A 21,500-nucleotide genomic window follows, 5' to 3' on the forward strand; every position below is an offset into this window, starting at 1 on the left:
CGTGGGATCAAGGACTTGGGTCAGGGTTTGCAAGAACCTTACCCAAGTTCCAGCGCGGATAAGAAGATCTCTGCCGCGCGGGGCAGGGCGCGGCGGGCGGGGCGCAGCAGATACAGCCGTCGTTCAATCGTCAGGTCCGCGACCTCGACAAACCGCAGGTTGGGGTCATTGAACAACAGCACGGCGTTGCGCGGCAGCAGCGCCACCCCCGCCCCCGCGCGCACCAGACAAAGCTGCCCGATGGTGGAATGACTGCGCAACGGGCCGGATTTCAGCGCGGCGGGCACCTGTGCGCTTTCGGCCAGCAATTGCGCGGTGCCGGTATCGGCGCTGAGATGGATCACCCCGGTGGGGTCGATGTCCCGCAGCCGGATCGGGCCGCCCGATTGCGCCAGCGGATGATCGCGGTGACAGGCCAGCCCGATGCGGTCGGCGCTGATCTCGGTCTGCACCAGATCGGGCGAACTGCGCGCGCGCCCGGCCACCGCCAGATCCAGCCGGTCTTCCGCCACCATCTGCGCAAGGGTTTCGGCGATATCGTCATGCAGCAGCACCGCGTAGCCGGGATGGGCAGCGCGGAAGGCCGTGATCGCCGGGGCGATGCGGTCGCTGATCGCCGAGGGGGTCGCACCGATCCGCACGGTGCCCTGCAATCCGCGCGCCCGGTCGCGCAGCCGGGTCAACGAACGGTCGATTTCATCCAGCAGCGGGCGCGTGTCCTCCAGATAGGCCAGTCCCAGCGCGGTTGGTTCCGGGGGGCGGGACCGGCGATCAAACAGCGCGCCCCCGGCGATATCCTCGATCTGGCGCACGGTTTCGGTCAGCGCCGAAGGCACGACGCCCAGACGCTCCGCCGCGCGGACGAAGCTGCCCTCCTGCCAGATGGCGTGAACCGCCCTGAGATGGCGCAGGTTAAAATTCGTATTTTCTGAATCTGACTTCATATCTTTCTGTTTCTGCGAACCTGTCGCTTCGGTCAATATGGCTGCGCTAACCCGGAGGAGTGCCGCCCGTGACCCAAATTTCCGCCGATTTCGCCGCCGCGCTGGACAAGCTGCCGCGCGCCTTGGCCAAGGCCGGGTTTCGCGGCGAGGTGGAGCGGGACACGGCCCTGCGCGCGGCCATGTCCACCGACAATTCCGTCTACCGCATCCGGCCCGATCTGATCGTCGCTCCGCACGATGCCAACGATGTCGTAACCTGTATGGCGGTTTTGGAGCAGGCGGAATTTGCCATGCTCCCCGTCACCGCGCGCGGCGGCGGCACCGGCACCAATGGGCAAAGCCTGAACCGGGGCGTGATCCTCGACATGCGGCGGCATATGCACCGGCTGATCGGTTTCAACGCCGCCGCGGGCTGGGCGGATGTGGAGCCGGGGATCGTGCTGGACGACCTGAACGCGCAGCTGCGCCCGCATGGGGTGTTCTTTGCGCCGGAGACATCCACCTCCACTCGCTGCGTTGTGGGGGGGATGGTGTCCACAGACGCGTCGGGTAAGGGCTCGCGCATCTACGGCAAGACCTCCGACAACCTGCTGGGGATCGAGATCGCGCGCGGGGCAGGGCTGCTGTCGAGCCTCGCGCCCGCGCCGGACTGGGCGGCACCTATGCTGGCCGGGGCGGAGGCGGCGGCACGGGCGGGGCGCGCGGCCTTCGTCGCGCAGACGCCGCGCCTGAACCGGCGCTTTACCGGCTATGATTTGGAACGGGCCTGCCCTGACGCGGGCGGTTTCGAGTGGTGGCGGCTGTTCCCCGGCTCCGAAGGCACGCTTGGGCCAATCACCCGTATCCGCGTGCGGCTGCGTCCGCTGCCCACGGCCAAGCGGCTGGTGGTGGCGGGGTTCGCCAGTTTCCGCGATGCGCTGGCCTCGGCGGTGCCGCTGCTGGAGGACGAACCCACGGCGATCGAGGTTATGGACGAACGGGTGCAGGCGCTGGCCGCCGAAGCCGGTCTGTTGGCTGGCTTGCCCGAAGCACTACGCCCCGGTGGCGACGCGGCGCTGGCCTATACCTTCATCGAGTTCAACGGCGACGACCCCGCCGCGCTGGAGGCGCGGGTGGCGGGCTGCGAGGCGCGGTTGGCGACGCTGCCCGGCCTTCGCGCGATGTATGTGTCCCATGATGCCACTGAGATCACCGCGCTCTGGGCGATCCGGTCTGCGGGCGTCGGTCTGCTGGGCAAGGTCGAGGGCCGCGCCCGGCCCGTGGCCTTTGTCGAGGATTGCGTGGTCCCACCCGAGGCGCTGCCTGCCTTCCTTGACGGGTTTCTGGAGATCCTGTCGCGCCACGGGCTGAGCTACGGGATCTATGGCCATGTGGATGTGGGCTGCCTGCACATTCGCCCCGCGCTCGATATCGACAGCGCGGCGGGGCGCGAGACGCTGGTGGCGGTGTCGGATGAGATCTTTGCGCTGGTGAACCGCCATGGCGGGATCTTCTGGGGCGAGCACGGCAAGGGCGTGCGCGGCGCCTATCTAAAGGACTGGATCGGCGCGGAGGCCTATGCCGCGCTACAAGGCGTAAAGGCCGCGTTCGATCCGGCGAACCGGTTCAACCCCGGTAAGCTGGTGTCGAATGACGCGCCGGTGATGGGCATCGCCACCACGCCGTTCCGTCCGTTCAACAGCCCCGAAGGCGATCCGCTGGAAAAGGCGTTTCGCTGCAATGGCAACGCGCAATGCCTAAGCTACGCGGCGACCACGCCCATGTGCCCGTCCTTCAAGGCGACCGGCGATGTGCGGCATTCCCCGAAAGGCCGCGCCGATGCGCTGCGCGCGTGGCACGAGGATCGGCAGAGCGGGGTGGCGGGCGCGGAAACCGTGGCGGAGGCTGATCTTCTGGGCGCGCTCGACACCTGTCTGGGCTGCAAGGCCTGCACATCGACCTGTCCGGTGCAGGTCGACATTCCCACCATGCGCGCGGCGTTCTATGCCGATCACTACGCCCGCAATCGCCGCCCTCTGAGCGACCGGGCGATGCTGCTGGCGGAGCGGTTCAGCCCCCTTTTGGCGCGGATGATCCCGCTGGCGCGTCCGGTCTGGCCGCTGCTGCGCCGGGGGGCGGAGCGCGTGCTGGGGGTCACGGATCTGCCGAGCCGTCTGGCCCGCCCGTTGCCGCGGGGGTCGCGGATCGCGCTGCGGGACTTGGCCGATCATCCGTTGCCCGCGCGCACGGTGCTGGTGTGGCAGGACTGGTTTTCGACGCTTTTCGATGGCGCGGCGGCGGAGGATATCCGGCGGGGGTTGCGCGCGCTTGGCTATGCGCCGCTTTTTGTCGAGATGCGCCCGGCGGGCAAGGTCGCCGCCGATCTGGGAGACCCGGAAGGGTTTGACCGTATGGCGGTCCGGCTAGGCGCGGCGTTGGAGCAGGGCGCGGCACGGGGTGTTCCGATGATCGGGGTCGATCCGGCCTTTGTCATGGCGTTGCGGCAGGACTACGCCAAGGCCGGGCACCGGGTGCCGGTGCTGCAATCGCCGCAGGAGTTTCTCTGCGCCGAACTGGCCCGTGGCGTGACGCTGCCGCAGGCGCCGGGGGGGCGGCTGACGCTATTCGCGCATTGCACCGAAGCCACGGCGGAGCCTGCGACCCGCGCGCAATGGACCCGCATCGCAACCGCGCTGGGGCTTGGGATCGACACGCCCGCGACCGGCTGCTGCGGCATGGCCGGGATGTTCGGCCACAAGACCCGGCATCAGACGATTTCGCGCAAGCTCTACGATATGTCATGGGCCGCGCCGGTCAGCGCCGCCGGGCCGGAAGTGGCGGCGACAGGCTATTCGTGCCGCTGTCAGACCGCGCGGTTCGGGGCCGTGACGGCCCGCCATCCTTTGGGCCTGATCGCGGACAGGTTGGGGCAGGGCCGGTAGGGTGCGGCCCTAGTCGCCCCGGTCGACATGGTCGAGCAGACCTTGACCGCCCGCCTCGATATCGAAGCGGATACCGGCCTCCGCCGCCGCCGCATCGCCGCGTTTCAGCGCGTCGATGATGCGGTCATGGGGGTGCGGATCCCAGTCATCGGGCACGCCCGCATCGTAGAGATGCGACAGGATCGGCCCGCAGCGCGCCCATAGGTTTTCCACCAGATCATAGGTGATGGGCAATTGTCCGGCACGGCAGAGGGCGAGGTGGAATTCGGTGTTCAGATGCACCGCGTCATCGAAACTCTGCGCGGCGTGGCAGGCGGCGATATCGGTCTGGATCTTTTCCAGCGCCGCGATTTCGGCGGGGGTGGCGTGCTGCGCGGCGGCGGCGGCGGCCTGTCCCTCCAGATCCATGCGGATCATGCGGATTTCCAGCAATTGCGCCAGCGTCAGTTCCGGCACCGTCACGGTCCCGCGATCATCGACCACCATCGCGCGTTCGAACACCAGCCGCAGCAGCGCCTCTCGCATCGGGGTCATCGAAATACCGAAACGCTGCGACATCGGACGCAGGCGCATCCGCTCCCCTGGACGCAATTGCCCCCGCATCAACGCGTTTCGAATCGCGGTATAGGCCCGGTCGCTAAGGCTCTCCCGCTCGATAGGCTGCGCCCAATCTGTTGTTTTTGCGGAATTATTATTGGCGCTGAGAGTGCTTCTTGACATTGATCCGCTTCGCTTTGCATTGTCTGTTATAACAAATAAAACATTACGACCGAGGATGCCAGTTCCGACTGCCAAGGTCGCCCCGCCGGGGAGGGTGGGGAAGGGAGGAGACGACCGCGAATGCTTGCTCTGCGCAAGACCCGGCCCGCATTCGGTGCGGAACTGGTCGATATGGATTTCGCCGATGAGGCGCTCGCTCCGGGGGAGGTCGAGGTCGCCGTGCATGCCGCCGGGCTGTGCGGCAGCGATCTGCATGCCTATGCGTGGACGCCCTCCTACGGGTTCATGACGCCGCTGTTGCCGCTGACCATCGGGCATGAATTCGCGGGCGTGGTCCGCCGGGTCGCGGCGGATGTCACACGAATTGCGGTGGGCGACCGGGTGACCTGTTGGCCCACGATGACCTGCGGCACCTGCGACGGCTGTCGCCGGGGGCGCCCCGAAGCCTGCGAGGCGCGCCGCATCGTGGGGCTGCATGCCGATGGCGGCTTTGCCGAGCGGGTGCGCCTGCCCGCCGCGACGCTGCACAAACTGCCCGACGGGCTGGATTTTGACCGCGCCGCCCTGTGCGAGCCGCTGGCGATTGCCGTGAACGCCGTCGATCACGCCGATATCGCGCCCGGTTGCCGGGTCGTGGTGCTGGGACCGGGGCCGATTGGCGCGGCGGCGGCGTGGGTGGCTCAGCATCGCGGGGCCGATGTCCTGCTGCTCGGGCTGGACGATGCGCCCCGGCTGGAGGTCGCGCGCGGCATGGGCGTGGCCCGCTGCGCCGATCTGCGGGACACCGATCTGGCGCAGGCCTGTGCGGAGGCCTTCGGCGGCGGCCCGGACCGGGTGATCGAAGCGACCGGCGTTGCGGCCTCCGTCAGCGATGCGGTGCGGGTGCTGCGCCCCGAAGGCATCGTGGTGGCGGCGGGCATTCACGACACGCCCTGCACGGTCGATCTGGCCCGGCTGGTCCGCGAAAAGAAACAGCTGCGCGGGGTGCATGACACCACCGCGGACGGCTTTGCCCATGCGCTCGATCTGCTGGTGCAGCACGGCGCGGTGCTGGAGCGACTGATCACCCATCGGCTGCCGCTGCGCCAAGGGCTCGACGCTTTTGACCACGCCCGCGGCAAAACCGCGATGAAAGTCATGATGTATCCGAACGACACGGGAGAGACGGTCCTATGACCCACACGATGCAAGAGCAGGACAGCGCCGCGCACGCGACCGGGCAAAGCACCCGCGCGGTGATCGCCGAAGGGGCGGGCGGTCCTGATGTGCTGCGCGTGGTCAGCCGCGCGCGCCCGGTGCCGGGACCGGGGCAGATCCTCGTGTCCGTGCATGCAGCCGGGGTCAACCGCCCCGATGTGATGCAGCGGCAGGGGAACTACCCGCCGCCGCCCGGCGCCAGCGACGTGTTCGGGCTGGAATTGGCCGGGATCGTTGCAGAACTAGGCGAGGGCGTCACCGATTTCGCCAAGGGCGACCGGGTGATGGCGCTGGTGCATTCCGGGGCCTATGCGGATTGGGCCGTCGTCGATGCGCCCATCGCGCTGAAGCTGCCCCACGCGATGAGCATGGTCGAGGCGGGCGCATTCCCGGAAACGTTCTTTACCGTCTGGAGCAACGTGTTCGAGCGCGCCGCGCTGCAACCGGGGGAGACGCTGCTGATCCATGGCGGCACTTCTGGCATCGGCACGACGGCGATCCAACTGGCCAAGGCGCTTGGCTCCACCGTCATTGTCACCGCTGGCAGCGACGACAAATGCGCCGCCGCGACCCGGCTCGGCGCCGATCACGCGATCAACTACCGCACACAGGATTTCGTGGACGCGGCGCGCGATCTGACCGGCGGCACCGGTCCCGATGTGATCCTCGACATGGTCGGGGGGCCGTATGTGCAGCGCAATATCGAGCTGCTCGCCCCGGACGGGCGCATCGCGCAGATCGCGTTCCAACAGGGCAGTCAGGCGCAGCTCGATCTGCTGCCACTGCTGATGAAGCGCGGCACGATCACGGCCTCCACCCTGCGGGCGCGCCCGGTCGAGATGAAGGCTAAGTTGGCCCGCGCATTGTCCGACAAGGTGCTGCCGCTCATCGCCGAGGGCCGGGTGCGCCCGCTGATCGATTCCGAATATCCGCTGGACCGTGTCGCCGACGCGCATGGCCGGATGGATGGCGGTGAGCATATCGGCAAGATCGTTCTCACCATGAATTCCGAAGACTGACATCCGGGAAGGCTACCAGATGACCATCAACACCCCTCCGCCCAATGTCGACACCGCTCAGGGTGCATCTGCCGGCGGCTCCAACGTGACCGGCGCGCATGTCATGGCGCAGGCGCTGGCGCGTCACGGCGTGACCCAGATCTTCGGGCAATCGCTGCCCTCCGCGCTGATCCTTGCCGCGCCGCATTACGGTATCCGGCAGGTGGGTTACCGCACCGAAAACGGCGGTGCGGCGATGGCCGATGCCTATGCCCGGATCAGTGGTCAGGTGCCCGTGGTCACCGCGCAGAACGGTCCGGCGGCGACGCTTCTGGTGCCGGGGCTAGCGGAGGCGATGAAGGCCTCGATCCCCATGGTTGCCATCGTGCAGGACGTGCATCGCAAGTTTACCGACCGCAACGCGTTTCAGGAGATGGATCATTTCGCGCTGTTCAGCGGCGTTTCCAAATGGGTGCGCCGGGTCGCGGATGTCGACCGGATCGACGATTATGTGGACATGGCGTTTACGGCGGCGGCGTCGGGTCGCGGTGGGCCCGCGGTTTTGATGGTGCCAGTGGATGTGCTGGACGAGCGTCCGGAACTGTCGCCCGATGCGCCGCGCAGGCAGGCCGATCTGGGTCGCTTCCCGCTGGACCGTATGGGCGCAGATCCCGCGCGGGTGGCCGAGGCCGCAGCGCTGCTGGCGGGGGCCGAACGCCCGGTGGTGATCGCGGGCGGCGGGGTTCATGCCTCGGGCGCGGTGGCCGAACTGGGTGCCTTGCAGGAGATGGGACTGCCGGTCGCCACGACGGTGATGGGCAAAGGCGCGGTCGCCGAAACGCATCCGCTGTCGCTGGGGGTCGTGGGTTATTTCATGGCGCCGGGCAGTCGCAGCAGCCATCATCGCGCGCTGATCGAGGAGGCCGATGTCGTGCTGCTGATCGGCAATCGGACCAATCAGAACGGCACTGACAGTTGGCAGCTTTACCCGCGTAACGCGCGCTTCATCCATATCGACATCGACGGGGGCGAGATTGGCCGCAGCTACGAGGCGCTGCGCCTGAAGGGGGACGCCAAATTGACCCTGTCCGCGCTGACCGAGGCGCTGGCCGGGCAGGATCGTGGCACCATCGACGCCCGCCGCCCGGATCTGGAGGCACGCATCGCCGAAGGCCGGCGCGCCCATGAGGCGGAGGTCGACACGCTGATCGATTGGGACGCAAGCCCGATCCGCCCCGAGCGGCTGATGCGCGACCTTGACCAGGTGATGCCCGACACGGCGATTGCGGTAGCGGATGCGAGTTATGCTTCGATCTGGATCGCGAACGGGCTGACCGCGCGCCGGGCCGGGCAACGGTTCCTGACGCCGCGCGGGCTGGCCGGTCTGGGCTGGGGTCTGCCCTTTGCCATCGGCGCCAAGGCCGCGCGTCCCGATGCGCCGGTGATCTGCCTGACCGGCGATGGTGGCTTCGGCCATGTCTGGGGCGAGTTGGAAACTGCGCGCCGGATGCAGTTGCCGGTCGTGGTGATCGTGCTCAACAACCAGATCCTCGGCTATCAGAAACATGCCGAACTGAGCCTGTTCGGCGATCACACCGATGTGGTGCATTTCACCGCCGTGGATCATGCGGCCATCGCGCGTGCGGTGGGCTGCGAAGGGGTGCGCGTGGAGCGGCCCGAGGACTTCCTGCCCGCGCTGGAGGAGGCGATGGGCAAGCAGAGCGTGACCGTCATCGATGTGGTGACGGAGGAGCGGGCACACCCGCCGATCACAAGTTTCCAAGGGAAGGATGCGCTCGACTACTGATCGGGCGCGCAAGACTGACTGTCATTCAGGGAGGACGACATGACGATGAAGACTTTTGCAAAGGTAACGGCAACGGCCACGGCGCTATCCGCGCTGCTGGCGGGCATGGCGCATGCCGAGGTGAAGTTCGGGGCGCTGTTCCCGTTCAGCGGCGGGCTGGCCCTGCTGGGCGAGGAAAGCGCGCGCGGCGTGGAAATCGCGGTGGACGAGATCAACGCCGCAGGTGGTGTGCAGGGCGAAGAGGTCGTGCTGGTGCGCGGCGATGCCGTCGACAACAACCAAGCGATCGGTGAGGCCCGGCGGCTGATTTCCCGCGAAGGGGTGAAGGCGATCCTTGGCTCCTATTCCTCGTCGCGGTCCATCGCGGCCAGTCAGGTCGCGGAACTTTCCGGCATCCCCTATTTCGAATTGGGCGCCGTGGCCGATGACGTGACCGGGCGTGGCTTGCAGTATCTTTTCCGCACCAATCCCACCGCCGAAGACATGGGCAAGATGATCGTGGACATGATCGTCAACGAGGTCGCCCCCGGTCTGGGCAAGGAGCCGTCCGACCTGACCGTCGGGATCATCCACGAAGACAGCAGCTACGGCACCTCTGTCGCCGGGCATCAGGAGCATTACGGCGCCGAGGCGGGGCTGAACATCGCCACCGTGCAGGGCTATCCGGCCTCCACCGTCGATATGTCGTCGCTGGTGCTCGACCTGCAGAGCAAGAATGTCGATGTCGTGCTCCAGACCTCCTACCAGAACGACTCCGTTCTGTTCTTGCAGCAGGCCAACGAAGCCGGGTTCAAGCCTGCCGCGATCATCGGCGGCGGCGGCGGCTATTCGATGCTGCCCACCGCCGAAGCCGTGGGCAATGACGTGATCGAAGGCGTGCTGGATGTCGATTTCACCCAGTATGCGGTCAACACCGAATTCACGCCGGGTCTCGACGGGTTCGTGACTGCTTACAAGGAGAAGTATGGCGCCGATCCGCGGTCGGGTCATTCGCTCAACAACTACGTCGGTGCGCTGGCGGTGTTGCAGGCGATCGACGCGGGCGAAGGGTTCGAGCCGCAGGACATCATCGACGCGGTGACCGCCATCGACATTCCCGAGGGCCAGACCGCGGCCGGTTACGGGGTGAAGTTCGGCGAGAACAACCAAAACGAGCGGGCCAAGATGATGGGGATGCAGTGGCAGGACGGCAAGCTCGTCACCGTCTATCCGCGCGACGCGGCGGTGGCCGAGTTCATGATCGGCAACTGATCCCGACCGACCCATGCCCATAAGCGGCTGCGGGGGTTCGCACCCCGCAGCCGCACGTCCCTCAACCGGAAAAAACACGACATGGACACGCTTCTCCAAATCCTCGCCAACGGGCTGATGCTGGGCGGGCTGTTCGCCATCGTGGCGATCGGCCTCACCCTGATCTTTGGCATCGTGAACGTCATCAACTTCGCCCATGGCGAATTTCTGATGGTGGGCATGTATCTGAGCTACCTGCTGACCCTGGGACTGGGGGTGCATCCCTATGTGACCGCCGTTGCGGTGGCGCCTGCGCTGTTCGTGCTAGGCGCGCTGGTGCAGCGTTTCCTGATCCAGCCGCTGATGAATGCGCGCGACGGGCATGTGCAGATCTTCGCGACCGTCGGCCTGTCGACTGCGCTGATGAACCTCGCACTGCTGATTTTCGGCGCCGATATCGCCAACACGCCGTCCTACGGTGTGCGCAGCCAGGTCCAGCTGGGTCCGGTGCGCATCCTCGAAGGCCAATTGTGGGTGTTTGGCGCCGCGATCGCGCTGGTGATCGCATTGCAGCTTTTCATGAAGCAGACGACGACCGGGCGCGCGATCCGCGCCACGGCCCAGAACCGCGCCGCTGCCCGGCTGATGGGGATCAACGACAAGTTCATCTATATCCTGAGCTTCGGTCTTGGCGCGGCCTGTGTCGGGCTTGGCTCCGCGCTGGTGGCCCCGCTTTATCCGACCTCGCCCACCATCGGCACCTATTTCGTGCTGATCGCCTTTGTCTGCGTCGTTCTGGGTGGGCTTGGCTCCATCCCCGGGGCGTTCTTTGGCGCGCTTATCATCGGGCTCGTGGACGCGTTGTCGGGCTTCTACATCGGTTCCGACCTGCGCGAGGCGGTCGTGTTCGGGATTTTCCTGCTGATCCTGATCCTGCGCCCCTCTGGCCTGTTCGGCACCAAACTCAACCTGTCGCATGTGTCACCATGACGGAGACCTCCATGACCTCAACAACTGACGCCACGCGCCCGAAGATGGCCGGCGATACCCGCGCCCGTCAGGCGAAACTGGGACTTGTCGGGCTGGCGCTGCTGCTGGCCGGGATCTTCGTGGTGCCGATCGTGGTCGATGACCAGTTCGTCTACCATATCTTCATCACCATCTGCATCTTCGCGGCCCTGTCGACGGCGTGGAACATCGTCGGCGGCTATGCGGGACAATTGTCACTGGGCCATGCGATTTTCTACGGGATCGGCGGCTATGCGGGGGTGATCCTTGTCAATCTGGGCATCACGCCGTGGATCGGCATGTTCGCAGGCGCGGGGATCGCCGTGGTCGCGGCAGTGGTCATCAGTTACCCCTGTTTCCGCCTGCACGGCCCGTTCTTTGCGCTGGCGACAATCGCCTTTCTCGAAGTGTTCCGCGTGCTGGCGCTGCATTTCCGCGAATTGACGGGCGGCGCCACCGGCTTGATGATCCCATTGCAGATCGGCTGGGAATGGATGGTGTTCCGCGAACGCCTGCCCGCATTGATCATCGCGTTCGGGATGCTGCTGGTTTGTCTGGGCGTCGCGTGGGCGATCCGCGCGCATCGGCTGGGCTTCTACCTTGTCGCCACGCGGGAACGCGAGTCGGCGGCCCGCGCGGCAGGGGTTGGCACGGTGCGGGTGCGCCTGACGGCTGTGGCCGTGTCGGCGGCGCTGTCGGCGATGGTCGGCACGTTCCACGCCATGTATCTCACCTATATCGAGCCGGCGGCGATGTTCTCGCTGCAATTTTCGATCCAGATCGCCATGTTCGCGCTGATCGGGGGCATTGGCACCGTCTGGGGGCCGTTGCTGGGCGCGGTGCTGCTGGTGCCGATCACGGAATTTGCCCGTGGCGCGCTGGGGGCCGAAGCGATCGGTCTGCATGGCTTTGTCTATGGTGTTGTGCTGATGCTGGTGGTGCTGTTCCTGCCCAACGGGATCATGGGCGTGGTGCATCGGTTCGCCGGATCGCGCGGCGATGTCAGCAGCACCGATCAGGCGGGCCCGGTCGCGGCCACGCCGCGCGCCGCCGAGAAACGCCCCGTCGGGCAGGAGGTCATGCGCGTGGAAGGCTTGCAGAAGCATTTCGGCGGCCTGCATGTGACCAACGATGTCAGCTTTAACCTCCGCGAGGGCGAGATTTTGGGCCTGATCGGTCCGAATGGCGCGGGCAAGACGACCGTGTTCAACATGATCTCGGGCTTCCTCGACGCGGATGAGGGCAAGGTGTCGGTACTGTCGCAGGACGGCCAATGGCAGCAGCCGGTGACCCCCGGTGACTTTGCCACGCTTGGCGTTGGGCGCACGTTCCAGATCGTGCAGCCCTTTGCGGCGATGACGGTCGAGGAAAACATCATGGTCGGCGCGTTCCACCGGCATCCGCATGCGGGCGATGCCCGCGAGGCGGCGCGGGAGACGGCGCATCGCATGGGTCTGGGGCATTACCTCGACAACGAAGCGTCGAGCCTGACCATCGGCGGGTTGAAACGGCTGGAGGTCGCCCGCGTCATGGCGATGGAGCCGCGCATCCTGCTGCTGGACGAGGTGATGGCAGGCATCAACCAGACCGATGTGCGCCGGGCCATCGATCTGATGCTGTCGATCCGCGACACCGGCGTCAGCATCATCGCCATCGAGCATGTGATGCAGGCGGTGATGTCGCTGTCGGATCGGGTCATCGTGCTGAACTCCGGTCAGATCATCGCCGAGGGCGACCCGCAGGACGTGGTGCGCGACCCGCAGGTGATCGAGGCCTATCTAGGGAAGGATTTCGTCCATGCTTGAGGTCGAAAACGTTGATGCCGGCTATGGCAGCACGGTCATCTTGCAGGATGTCGGTCTGCATGTGGAGCCGGGAGAGGTGGTCACCATTGTCGGGGCCAACGGCGCGGGCAAGACCACGATGCTGCGCACGATTTCCGGGCTGGTCACGCCGCGGCAGGGTAGCATCCGCTTCGAGGGGGAGGACATCACCCGGCTGTCGGCCCATGAAACCGTCGATCGCGGCATCACGCTGATCCCCGAGGGGCGGCAATTGTTCCCGGATATGACGGTGCGCGAGAACCTGATGATGGGGGCCTATCGCCGCCATGCCCGCGACCGCCAGTCCGACACGCTGGCGGAGGTGCTGGACCTGTTTCCGCGTCTGGGCGAGCGACTGGAGCAGCACGCGTCGTCCCTGTCAGGCGGGGAGCAGCAGATGGTCGCCATCGCGCGCGGCATGATGGCCCGGCCGAAACTGCTGATGTTCGACGAACCGTCGCTCGGGCTGGCGCCGATCATCGTGGCGCAGGTGTTCGAGGTGATCGAACGGGTGGCGGGCACGGGCACCACGGTGCTGATCGTCGAGCAAAACGTGTTCCACACGCTGAAGGCCGCCGATCGCGGCTATGTGCTGGAAAACGGTCGCATGGTTCTGACCGACGACGCCGAGGCGTTGTTGCAAAACGACCATGTGCGGCAGGCCTATCTGGGGATATGACCATGACGACGAGAGAGCAGACCCCCGAGCAGCACGCCATGCGCGACAGCCATGCCGGGCGCCGGGTGCTGATCACCGGCGCGGCTAAGGGCATCGGTCTGGCGCTGGCGCAGGCCTTTGCCCGGCGCGGGGCCACCGTGGGGGTGATGGACCTGAACGGGGCCGAGGTCGATGCCGCCGTGGCGGGGCTTGGCTGGCGCGGTGTGCCGTTATGCGCCGATGTCAGCGACTACGCCGCGCTAAGCGCCGCGCTGCGGGAGGCCGAGGGCCAGATGGGCGGCAGCTTTGACACCGTGGTCAACAATGCGGGCATTTCGCCTAAACATGACGGTGTCGCGCATAAGGTCTGGGAAATGGACCCCGAGGAGTGGCGGCGGGTCGTCGATGTGAACCTGAGCGGCAGTTTCAACACGATCCGCGCGCTGACGCCTGCCATGCGCGAGGCCAGACGCGGCTGGATCGTCAACATGTCCTCGGTGGCGGGAAAAACCTATTCACCCGTGGTTGGCTGCCATTATGCCGCGACGAAATCCGCGATCATCGGCTTTACCAAGCATCTGGCGGCGGAACTCGGTCCGCATGGCATCCGGGTCAACGCGCTTGCGCCGGGGCGGATCGCGACGCCGATGGTGGCGGGGGTCGCGCCGGAGGTGAACGCCGAACAGGTGCGCATGACCCCGCTTGCCCGTCTGGGCGAGCCCGACGAGGTCGCGGATGTCGCGCTATACCTCACTTCGCCCGAGGCGAGCTTTGTCACCGGGCAGACGATAGATGTCGCGGGCGGGCTCTATATGACCTGAGCCCCGCGCGCCTCCCCCTCCCTGAGTTCCTGCCAATCAACGGAGCGCCGATGCCTGACGTCACCGGACATACCCGGCTTTACGCAATTCTTGCCGATCCGATCCACCATGTGAAAACGCCGCAGGTGATGCATGCGCTGTTTGCCCGCCACGGCATCGACGGTGTGTTGGTGCCGATGCATGTCGCGCCCGACGGGCTTGCCGGTGCGGTGGCCGGGCTGACGGAAATGCGCAATTTCGGCGGGTTCATCGCCACCGTGCCGCATAAATCCGCGATGCTGGAGCTATGCGACCGGATCGAGGGCGACGGGGCGCGGATCGGGGCGGTCAATTGCGTGCGGCGCGACCCTGACGGGCGGATGATCGGCGCGATGCTGGATGGGATCGGCTTTGTCGAAGGGGTGCGGCGCGCAGGCATCGCCCCCGAAGGGCAGCGCGTGCTGTTGGCCGGGGCGGGCGGCGCGGCCAGCGCGATTGCGTTTGCACTGGCCGAGGCCGGCGTCGCCAGTCTGACCATCGTCAACCGCACCGTCGCGCGGGCCGAGGCGCTGGCCGAGCGGGTGCGCGAGACGTATGGCGCGGTCCGGGTCGAGGCGCGCGCGCAATCGGGCGATGTGGCCGTGTATGACCTGATCGTCAACGCGACCTCGCTGGGCCTGCGCCCCGGCGATCCGCTGCCCATCGACGCGGGCGGCCTGCATGCCGGACAGACCGTGGCCGAGGCAATCATGGACCCCGCCGAAACGCCTTTGCTGGCGGCGGCGGCGCAGGCGGGCGCGCGGGTCCATCCCGGACTGCCGATGCTGGAATGCCAGATCGAATTGATGGCCCGGCATATGGGCGCTTTCGGCGGCGGGGAGGCCTAGGCCGATGCAGGACGCGCAGGACAACGGCGACAGCTTCGATTTCATTATCGTCGGCGGCGGCACGGCGGGCTGTGTTCTGGCCAACCGGCTGAGCGCGGATCCGGCCAACCGGGTGCTGCTGATCGAGGCCGGCCCGCGCCCGCGCAGCCCGTGGATCGGATTGCCTGCGGGGTTTTACAAGCTGCTGACCAACCCGCGTTTCAACTGGCGGTTTCACGCGACGCCCGAACCCGCGACCTGCAACCGGGAAATCGCGATCCCGCGCGGCAAGGGCCTAGGGGGATCGACGCTGATCAACGGCATGATCTATGTGCGCGGGCAGCGGCAGGATTACGACAGTTGGGCGCAGATGGGCTGCACCGGCTGGGGATTTGACGATGTGGAGCCGGTGTTCCGGCGGCTGGAGAACTACGCCGGTCCCGATCCCGACGGGCTGCGCGGCCATGACGGTCCGCTCGACATTTGCGAGGTGCAGGAGCGCCCGGCAATCGGCGAAGCGTTCCTGAATGCCGCCGAGGCCAGCGGCCATGCCCGTGTCACCGATTACAATGGCGCGGCGCAGGACGGTGTCGGCTACTATCAGGTCAATCAGCGCAACGGACGGCGTGCCAGCGCCCATGCGGCCTATCTCGCGCCGGTCGAGCACCGCCGCAATCTGAGCGTCCGAACCGGCCTGCGGGTCACGGGGGTGGAGGTGACAGACGGCCGCGCCCGGGCGGTGCGCGCCACCCGCGCGGGCGAAACCCTGCGTCTGACGGCCCGGCGCGAGGTGATCCTGTGCGCCGGTTCGATCCAGACGCCGCAATTGCTGGAACTGTCGGGGATCGGCGATCCGGCACGGTTGCAGGCGCTGGGGATCACCCCGGTGCAGGCGTTGCCCGGTGTCGGGGAGAATTACTCAGATCATTTCTGCACCCGGCTCAATTGGCGGGTGCGGCAGCCGCAGACGCTGAACGAATTCACCCGCGGGCCGCGCCTGCTGCGCGAGGTGTTGCGCTATGGCTTTGCGCGGCGTGGCGTGCTGACCTACGGCACCGGGCTGGCGCATGGCTTTATCCGCACGCGGGCGGGGCTGGTGGGGCCGGATGTGCAGTTTTTCTTTATGCATGCAAGCTACGCCAATGCCGCCGAACGCAAGTTGGAGCGCGCGCCGGGCATGACGCTGGGCGTGACGCAGCTGCGTCCCGAAAGCCGCGGCAGCATCCATGCCCGCACGCCCCGGATCGAGGATCAGCCTGACATCCGACCGAATTTCCTTGCGACCGAGGAGGACCGCCGCACGATGGTCGCTGGCATGATCGAGGGCCGCCGGATCATGGAGCAAGCGCCGATGGATGACTGGCGGGCTCATGAAATGTCCCCCGGCCCCGACTGCACGACGCAGGCGGAGTGGCTCGATTTCGCGCGGCGCAATGGGCAGACGATCTACCACGCGGCGGGCACATGCCGGATGGGGCAGGGGCCGGATGCGGTCGTTGATCCGGCGCTACGGGTGCGGGGCATCGAAGGGCTGCGGGTCGTCGATGCGTCGGTCATGCCCAGCCAAGTGTCGGGGAATTCGCAGGCGGCGGTGTTCATGATCGCCGAGAAGGGCGCGGACCTGATCCTGCAAGGCGACAACGCCCCCTGACCGCGCGCCGCTTGCGCCCGGCCCGGCGCGCCCTATGATATGGCGCACCCGCCCAAGGCGGGACCAGTTCCGGTGACCGGGCCCCTCTGGCGGACGTGGCGGCGCGTTCGTGATGTCGGCATCGCAACTCTTCCAGCCGCCTGGACCTGTTCCATCATGACATCCCCTTCCCCCGACACCCGTCCCGCGGACGGTCGCGGCACGTCACCTGCGACCCTGCGATATTTTCGCTGGGCCTTCATCGTCACCTTTGTCGGGCTCGCGCTCAGCGCCGTGCTGGGCTGGCAAAGCACCGGCACCGTGTCCGGAGCGGCGACGATGTTCTTTATCTGCGCGGTGCTGGCCGTGCTGGAAATCTCGCTGTCCTTCGACAACGCCATCGTCAATGCGAATAAGCTCAAGGACATGCAGCCGGTTTGGCAACGGCGGTTCCTGACATGGGGCATCATCATCGCGGTGTTTGGCATGCGGATCGTGTTTCCGCTGGCCGTCGTCGCCATCGCCGCCCGCATCGGCCCGATCGAAGCGATCCGGCTTGCGGCGACCGAACCTGCCGAATATGCGCGCCTGATGACCGAAGCGCATCTGGCGATCACCGCGTTTGGCGGTGCGTTCCTGATGATGGTGGGGCTGAGTTTCTTTCTTGATGAGCACAAGGATGTCGACTGGCTGCGCCGGATCGAGCGGCGTCTGCGTAGCATGGGCACGATCAAGGGTGTGACCTATGGCATCGTGTTGCTGGTGGTCTTGCTTATCGGCGCGCAACTGCCTGTGGCGGATCGGGCGACGTTCTACCAATCCGCGATCCTTGGTCTGGTGGTGTTCATGGCAGTGGAAACGCTGAGCCATGTGCTTGACGCGGGCAGCACGGTAAAGGGCGCGGCGGCGTCAGGCGGGCTCGGTGCGTTTCTCTATCTCGAAGTGCTCGACGCCTCGTTCAGCTTTGACGGGGTGATCGGGGCGTTTGCGCTGACGCAGAACCTGTTCCTGATCGCCATCGGCCTTGGCATCGGCGCGATGTATGTGCGTTCGATGACCATCATGCTGGTGGAAAAACAGACGCTGAGTCATCTGCCCTATCTGGAACATGGCGCGTTCTATTCGATTATCGCGCTCGCCGTGATCATGTTCGCGCAAAGCCTCGTCCATGTGCCGGAGGTCATCACCGGCCTGCTGGGTGCGGCGATCATCGGGCTCTCGCTTTGGTCATCGCTGCGCTACAATCGGCGCGCGGCGGCAGCGGTGTAGGCCGCCTTTACCCCCAGCTCAGCTGTGTGACGCCGCCATAAAGCAGCCTCAGCGACAGCAGCAGCAACACCAGATCCAGCGCCCGGCGAAACCGGGCGTCTGGCATCCGGTTGAGCAGCAACTTGCCCGCCACGGTTCCGGCAAAGCCCAGCACGATCATCGCCACGATGAAGGGCGCCCACGCCCCAAAGGCAAATCCGATGATGCCGAAAGCCACGGATTTGATGCCGTGCTGTGCCGTCATCAGCGTGGCATGGGTGGCGACATGGGCATGGCGGCCCAACGCCTGCGATTTGGTGTAGGTCGCGACGAACATCCCCGTCGCGCCGAAGAACATGGTCAGGAAGCTGGAGACCGCCCCCACCGTCACCGGCCAGTTGCGGATGGCGGTGAACGGCTTGCCCAGCAGCGACCACAGGATGAAGCAGGCCACGGCGATCTGCACCAGCGCGGGCGGGATATTCACCACCAGCAAACTGCCCAGTCCCGCGCCGATGATCGAGCCCAGCAGGAACCCCGGCACCGCGCGCCAGAAGATATGCCGCCATGTCAGCACCATGCGTCCGAAATTCGACCCCCACTGGATCACCCCATGCGTGGGGATGAGCGCCAGCGGCGGCACCAGCGTTGCCATCACCGCCAGCATCAGCGCGCCGCCGCCGATGCCAAACGCCACGGTGATGAAGGAGGCAACGAAGCTGATGACCAGCAGCACCACGAACACGAATGTGCTCATCTCGGGAGGCAGAAAGAAGTCGAGCATGGCTGTCATGTCGGTCAGGTTCCGTTATTGGCTGGAGGTGGAGCGACCGGCGCACCCATGCCGGGCAGGGGGACGAAAGAACGCGAAATGAATGGCAGAAGACTGGATTACCTTGGCCTTGTGGCCTTCGTCACCATCGCGGATCAGGGCAGTTTTCAGCGCGCCGCCGACATGCTGTTTCTGTCGCAGGCCGCGCTGAGCCGCCGGTTGCGCAAGATCGAGGATGATCTGGGCGCGCCGCTGCTGATCCGCTCCAGCCGGGAGCTGTCGTTGACCGCGGCGGGACAGGATCTGCTGCCCGAGGCCCGGCAACTGTTGAAGGAACTGCATGACATTTACGACGCGGCGCGGATGCGCGGCAGACGGGTCAAACAGCAGATGGCATTCGCCTGCCTGCCCAGTATCGCCAGCGCGGGCGTGTCGCGGGTGCTGAGCGATTTCGCCGCCCGCCGATCCGAGGTGATGTTTCGGATGCTCGACATTCCCGCAGGTTCGATCGGGGAAAAGGTCCGCTCTGGCGAGGCGGAATTCGGGGTGACCATCGTGACCGCGGAAATCCCCGATATGCGGGTGCGCCCGCTCATCGAGGAGGAATACGTTCTGGTCGTGCCGTCGGGCCATGATCTTGCCGGACGGGCGGCAGCGGAGCGGCGCGATCTGGAGGGCATGCCGTTTGCCCGGATCAACACCCAGTCGCGCAACCGCCGTTTGATCGAGGACACGTTGGGCCAGTATGGCGAGCGGATCGAGTGGCAGTTCGAGGTGCAGTCGCCCGTGTCCGCGCTCAATATCGTGGCGGCGGGGCGGGCGCTGACGATCCTGCCGCGGTCCGCATTGTCGATGGCGCCGCCGGGGGTCACGGCGCTGGGGTTTCGGGATGTGCGGATGGGCCGGACCCTCGGCATCGTAACCCGCCGGGGCGTGACCCTGTCCGAGCCGGCCTCGGCGCTGTTGGCGGACATCGAGGACTGGTTCCGGGATTTCGCCCAGACCCTCGCCCATGCGCGCAGCGCGCCCCGCCCGCCGATCGTCGGCTGACGTCAGACTGGCGCGGGCGCGGTTCGGGCTCACGCGGGGATATCCACCGACACGGGGCGTTCCTGTCCGGCATGACCGCCGGGATGGGCCCGGCGGATCACGGGCGAGGCGATCCGGTCGGAGATCGGGAAATCCCACAGCGCGGCGCCGCCAGAGGCGGTGAAGCCCGCGACCAGATCAGGCAGGCGTGCAAGCTCGGTGACCGTCTCGCCCCCCACGCCGAAGCCGCGCGCGATGGCGGCCAGATCGGTATGGCCAAACACGGCGCCGGTATCGGGCAGGCCTTCGTCGCGGAGTTTGTGAATTTCCGAGCCATAGGCCCCGTCATTGAGCGCGCAGATCAGGATGTTCAGCCCATGTCGGCGGATCGCCTCTAGTTCCTGAATGTGCATCAGCAGGCTGCCGTCGCCATCGAACAGCACCACGGTCTGATCGGGATGCGCAGCAGCGACACCGATGGCGTAGGAGATCCCGTTGCCGATGGCGCCGAATTCGCGGATCGTGGTGAACTTCTCGAACGGGCGCTGGCACATCTGCGCGAAGTAGAACGAGCAATGCCCGGAGGAATTGACCAGCTGCCAGTCGCCGGGCAGCGCACGGTCGAGGGCGGCGACCACATCGCGCGGATCGAGCAGATCGCCATCGGCGGGAAATTCCGCCGGGTCTGCCGGGGTTTCGGCGATGGCGCGGGCAAGCTCGGGGCTGCGCCAGCCGGTCACCGGCTCCGACCCCAGCGCCTCCACCAACGCCTCCACGCCCAGCCGGGCATCGGCGCGCAGGTGGTGATCGGCGGCAACGCGGCCTTGGCTCAGCGCACGCGGCGACAGGTCGATCTGCACGATCTCGGCCTTGGGGAACAGCTTGCCCTTGTCCAGATTGTGCTGCGTCAGACGCGCGCCGACGGCGACGACCAGATCGGCCTCGGCAAAGCAGGCCCGCGCCACGGCGGTGGAAAATCCGCCCGCGACACCGACATGGAACGGCGCGTCATGAAACAGCCCGCGGGCGGGCAGGGTGGTGGCAAGCAACGCGCCCGTGCGCTCGGCCAGCGCGGTGCAGGCGGCGGTGGCATCGGCACGGGCCGCGCCCAGACCGGCCATGACCACGACGCGCCGTGCCGCGCGCACCTTTGCCGCCAATTCGGCGATGGCGTCGGGATGCGGCGGCATCGGCGCGAGCTTTGGCAGCACATGGGCGGAGGGGGCGGGCAGATCGCCGCCGGGCCACTCGGCATCCTGTAAATCGAAGGGCACGCCCAGCACAACGGGGCGGCCTTCCTCCTGTGCCTGCACGAAGGCATCGCGGATCTGCGTCGGCATCCGCTTTATACTGTGCATCTGGATATAGGCCGCGCCGGTAGCGGTGATAAGCGGCGCCTGATCGATCTGCTGGTTATACCACGCGGCCCCCAGCGGCGACTCGCCTGCAAAGATCACCAGCGGCAGGCTGGCGCGCACGGCGGCAGGCAGGGCGGTCAAGGTCTGCGTCAGCCCCGGTCCGCAGGTCACGGTGGCGATGCCGACACGACCAGAACTGCGCGCGTAGGACATCGCCGCCGACACGGCGCAATGTTCGTGGCGCAGGTAGAGCATGCGGGTGCCGCGCTCGCCCAGCGTCGTGGCCCAGTTCATGTTGGCATCGCCAAGCAGCGCGAAGCAGGTGTCGATCTCTTCTTGCAGGAATGCTTCGGCCAAAACCTCGTAAACCTTGCGAGTCATGTGATCCTCCTCGGGGATGCCGTTCGCCCTGTTGCGTGTGTGGCGCGGGACAGGGGGGCGGGGGCGTCGCCCGGGCCGGCCGACGCGCGCGCACAGGGGCGCACACGCCG

At 66.7% G+C, this 21,500-nt stretch carries 17 protein-coding genes; 13 read left to right on the top strand and 4 right to left on the bottom strand.

The genetic code is table 11. The features are described from left to right. Positions 1–38: 38 nt before the first annotated feature. Positions 39–944, bottom strand: coding sequence for a LysR family transcriptional regulator (locus CBW24_RS17005; RefSeq protein WP_097374489.1), 906 nt, complete (start codon positions 942–944; stop codon positions 39–41). 68 nt (positions 945–1,012) lie between these two features. On the opposite strand from CBW24_RS17005, the gene CBW24_RS17010 reads away from it, so the two are divergent. Beyond that, positions 1,013–3,865 (top strand): FAD-binding and (Fe-S)-binding domain-containing protein, encoded by a 2,853-nt coding sequence (locus CBW24_RS17010; RefSeq protein WP_097374490.1) that lies wholly within the window; start codon positions 1,013–1,015, stop codon positions 3,863–3,865. 9 nt (positions 3,866–3,874) lie between these two features. Here CBW24_RS17010 and CBW24_RS17015 read toward each other — a convergent pair whose 3' ends face one another. After that, positions 3,875–4,585, bottom strand: coding sequence for a GntR family transcriptional regulator (locus CBW24_RS17015; RefSeq protein WP_097374491.1), 711 nt, complete (start codon positions 4,583–4,585; stop codon positions 3,875–3,877). Positions 4,586–4,705: 120 nt separating this feature from the next. Here CBW24_RS17015 and CBW24_RS17020 point away from each other — a divergent pair, with 120 nt between their 5' ends. The 11 genes from CBW24_RS17020 (at position 4,706) to CBW24_RS17070 (ending at position 17,871) form a co-directional block, all read left to right on the top strand. After that, the gene (locus tag CBW24_RS17020) at positions 4,706–5,761 is read left to right on the top strand and encodes a zinc-dependent alcohol dehydrogenase (protein ID WP_097374492.1); all 1,056 of its coding nucleotides are present in this window, start codon (positions 4,706–4,708) and stop codon (positions 5,759–5,761) included. Next, complete coding sequence (locus CBW24_RS17025) at positions 5,758–6,801, top strand: NAD(P)H-quinone oxidoreductase (protein ID WP_232530364.1); 1,044 nt, start codon at positions 5,758–5,760, stop codon at positions 6,799–6,801. Before CBW24_RS17020 ends, CBW24_RS17025 begins: the two co-directional genes overlap by 4 nt. A gap of 103 nt (positions 6,802–6,904) precedes the next feature. Beyond that, positions 6,905–8,587, top strand: coding sequence for an acetolactate synthase catalytic subunit (locus CBW24_RS17030; protein ID WP_408636707.1), 1,683 nt, complete (start codon positions 6,905–6,907; stop codon positions 8,585–8,587). A gap of 39 nt (positions 8,588–8,626) precedes the next feature. Next, a complete protein-coding gene (locus CBW24_RS17035) occupies positions 8,627–9,838 on the top strand; it encodes an ABC transporter substrate-binding protein (RefSeq protein ID WP_309765936.1) in 1,212 nt (403 codons plus the stop codon). Between the two features lie 81 nt (positions 9,839–9,919). Beyond that, positions 9,920–10,807, top strand: coding sequence for a branched-chain amino acid ABC transporter permease (locus tag CBW24_RS17040; protein WP_088664443.1), 888 nt, complete (start codon positions 9,920–9,922; stop codon positions 10,805–10,807). Between the two features lie 11 nt (positions 10,808–10,818). Next, entirely contained in the window at positions 10,819–12,630 is a 1,812-nt protein-coding gene (locus CBW24_RS17045; RefSeq protein WP_309765934.1) for a branched-chain amino acid ABC transporter ATP-binding protein/permease, read from the top strand. Beyond that, positions 12,623–13,327, top strand: coding sequence for an ABC transporter ATP-binding protein (locus tag CBW24_RS17050; protein WP_088664445.1), 705 nt, complete (start codon positions 12,623–12,625; stop codon positions 13,325–13,327). The genes CBW24_RS17045 and CBW24_RS17050 overlap by 8 nt, the downstream gene beginning before the upstream one ends. Positions 13,328–13,329: 2 nt before the next feature. After that, positions 13,330–14,127, top strand: a complete 798-nt coding sequence (gene fabG / locus CBW24_RS17055) for a 3-oxoacyl-ACP reductase FabG (RefSeq protein WP_097374494.1) — start codon at positions 13,330–13,332, stop codon at positions 14,125–14,127. A 50-nt stretch (positions 14,128–14,177) separates the two neighbouring features. Next, positions 14,178–14,993 carry a shikimate dehydrogenase family protein gene (locus CBW24_RS17060; RefSeq protein ID WP_097374495.1) on the top strand — a complete coding sequence of 272 codons (816 nt, stop codon included), beginning with the start codon at positions 14,178–14,180 and terminating at the stop codon, positions 14,991–14,993. A 4-nt stretch (positions 14,994–14,997) separates the two neighbouring features. After that, a complete protein-coding gene (locus CBW24_RS17065) occupies positions 14,998–16,623 on the top strand; it encodes a GMC family oxidoreductase (protein WP_097374496.1) in 1,626 nt (541 codons plus the stop codon). 156 nt (positions 16,624–16,779) lie between these two features. Next, a complete protein-coding gene (locus tag CBW24_RS17070; protein ID WP_088664449.1) occupies positions 16,780–17,871 on the top strand; it encodes a DUF475 domain-containing protein in 1,092 nt (363 codons plus the stop codon). A gap of 7 nt (positions 17,872–17,878) precedes the next feature. Here the strand turns inward: CBW24_RS17070 and CBW24_RS17075 are convergent, their stop codons facing one another. Beyond that, complete coding sequence (locus CBW24_RS17075) at positions 17,879–18,643, bottom strand: sulfite exporter TauE/SafE family protein (protein ID WP_097374497.1); 765 nt, start codon at positions 18,641–18,643, stop codon at positions 17,879–17,881. Between the two features lie 78 nt (positions 18,644–18,721). On the opposite strand from CBW24_RS17075, the gene CBW24_RS17080 reads away from it, so the two are divergent. Beyond that, positions 18,722–19,672, top strand: coding sequence for a LysR family transcriptional regulator (locus CBW24_RS17080; protein WP_198405295.1), 951 nt, complete (start codon positions 18,722–18,724; stop codon positions 19,670–19,672). 29 nt (positions 19,673–19,701) lie between these two features. On the opposite strand, the gene CBW24_RS17085 is transcribed toward CBW24_RS17080, so the two are convergent. After that, on the bottom strand, positions 19,702–21,390 hold the full coding sequence (locus CBW24_RS17085) for a thiamine pyrophosphate-binding protein (protein ID WP_097374499.1): 1,689 nt from the start codon (positions 21,388–21,390) through the stop codon (positions 19,702–19,704). Positions 21,391–21,500 lie beyond the last annotated feature (110 nt).

Origin of the sequence: Pacificitalea manganoxidans (assembly GCF_002504165.1) — a bacterium.
Taxonomy (GTDB): domain Bacteria; phylum Pseudomonadota; class Alphaproteobacteria; order Rhodobacterales; family Rhodobacteraceae; genus Pacificitalea; species Pacificitalea manganoxidans.

Coding starts and splice junctions, on each gene's coding strand:
- CBW24_RS17005 (WP_097374489.1), bottom strand. CDS start 944: ATGAAGTCAGATTCAGAAAATACGAATTTTAACCTGCGCCATCTCAGG.
- CBW24_RS17015 (WP_097374491.1), bottom strand. CDS start 4,585: ATGTCAAGAAGCACTCTCAGCGCCAATAATAATTCCGCAAAAACAACA.
- CBW24_RS17020 (WP_097374492.1), top strand. CDS start 4,706: ATGCTTGCTCTGCGCAAGACCCGGCCCGCATTCGGTGCGGAACTGGTC.
- CBW24_RS17025 (WP_232530364.1), top strand. CDS start 5,758: ATGACCCACACGATGCAAGAGCAGGACAGCGCCGCGCACGCGACCGGG.
- CBW24_RS17030 (WP_408636707.1), top strand. CDS start 6,905: ATGGCGCAGGCGCTGGCGCGTCACGGCGTGACCCAGATCTTCGGGCAA.
- CBW24_RS17035 (WP_309765936.1), top strand. CDS start 8,627: ATGACGATGAAGACTTTTGCAAAGGTAACGGCAACGGCCACGGCGCTA.
- CBW24_RS17040 (WP_088664443.1), top strand. CDS start 9,920: ATGGACACGCTTCTCCAAATCCTCGCCAACGGGCTGATGCTGGGCGGG.
- CBW24_RS17045 (WP_309765934.1), top strand. CDS start 10,819: ATGACCTCAACAACTGACGCCACGCGCCCGAAGATGGCCGGCGATACC.
- CBW24_RS17050 (WP_088664445.1), top strand. CDS start 12,623: ATGCTTGAGGTCGAAAACGTTGATGCCGGCTATGGCAGCACGGTCATC.
- fabG (WP_097374494.1), top strand. CDS start 13,330: ATGACGACGAGAGAGCAGACCCCCGAGCAGCACGCCATGCGCGACAGC.
- CBW24_RS17060 (WP_097374495.1), top strand. CDS start 14,178: ATGCCTGACGTCACCGGACATACCCGGCTTTACGCAATTCTTGCCGAT.
- CBW24_RS17065 (WP_097374496.1), top strand. CDS start 14,998: ATGCAGGACGCGCAGGACAACGGCGACAGCTTCGATTTCATTATCGTC.
- CBW24_RS17070 (WP_088664449.1), top strand. CDS start 16,780: ATGACATCCCCTTCCCCCGACACCCGTCCCGCGGACGGTCGCGGCACG.
- CBW24_RS17075 (WP_097374497.1), bottom strand. CDS start 18,643: ATGACAGCCATGCTCGACTTCTTTCTGCCTCCCGAGATGAGCACATTC.
- CBW24_RS17080 (WP_198405295.1), top strand. CDS start 18,722: ATGAATGGCAGAAGACTGGATTACCTTGGCCTTGTGGCCTTCGTCACC.
- CBW24_RS17085 (WP_097374499.1), bottom strand. CDS start 21,390: ATGACTCGCAAGGTTTACGAGGTTTTGGCCGAAGCATTCCTGCAAGAA.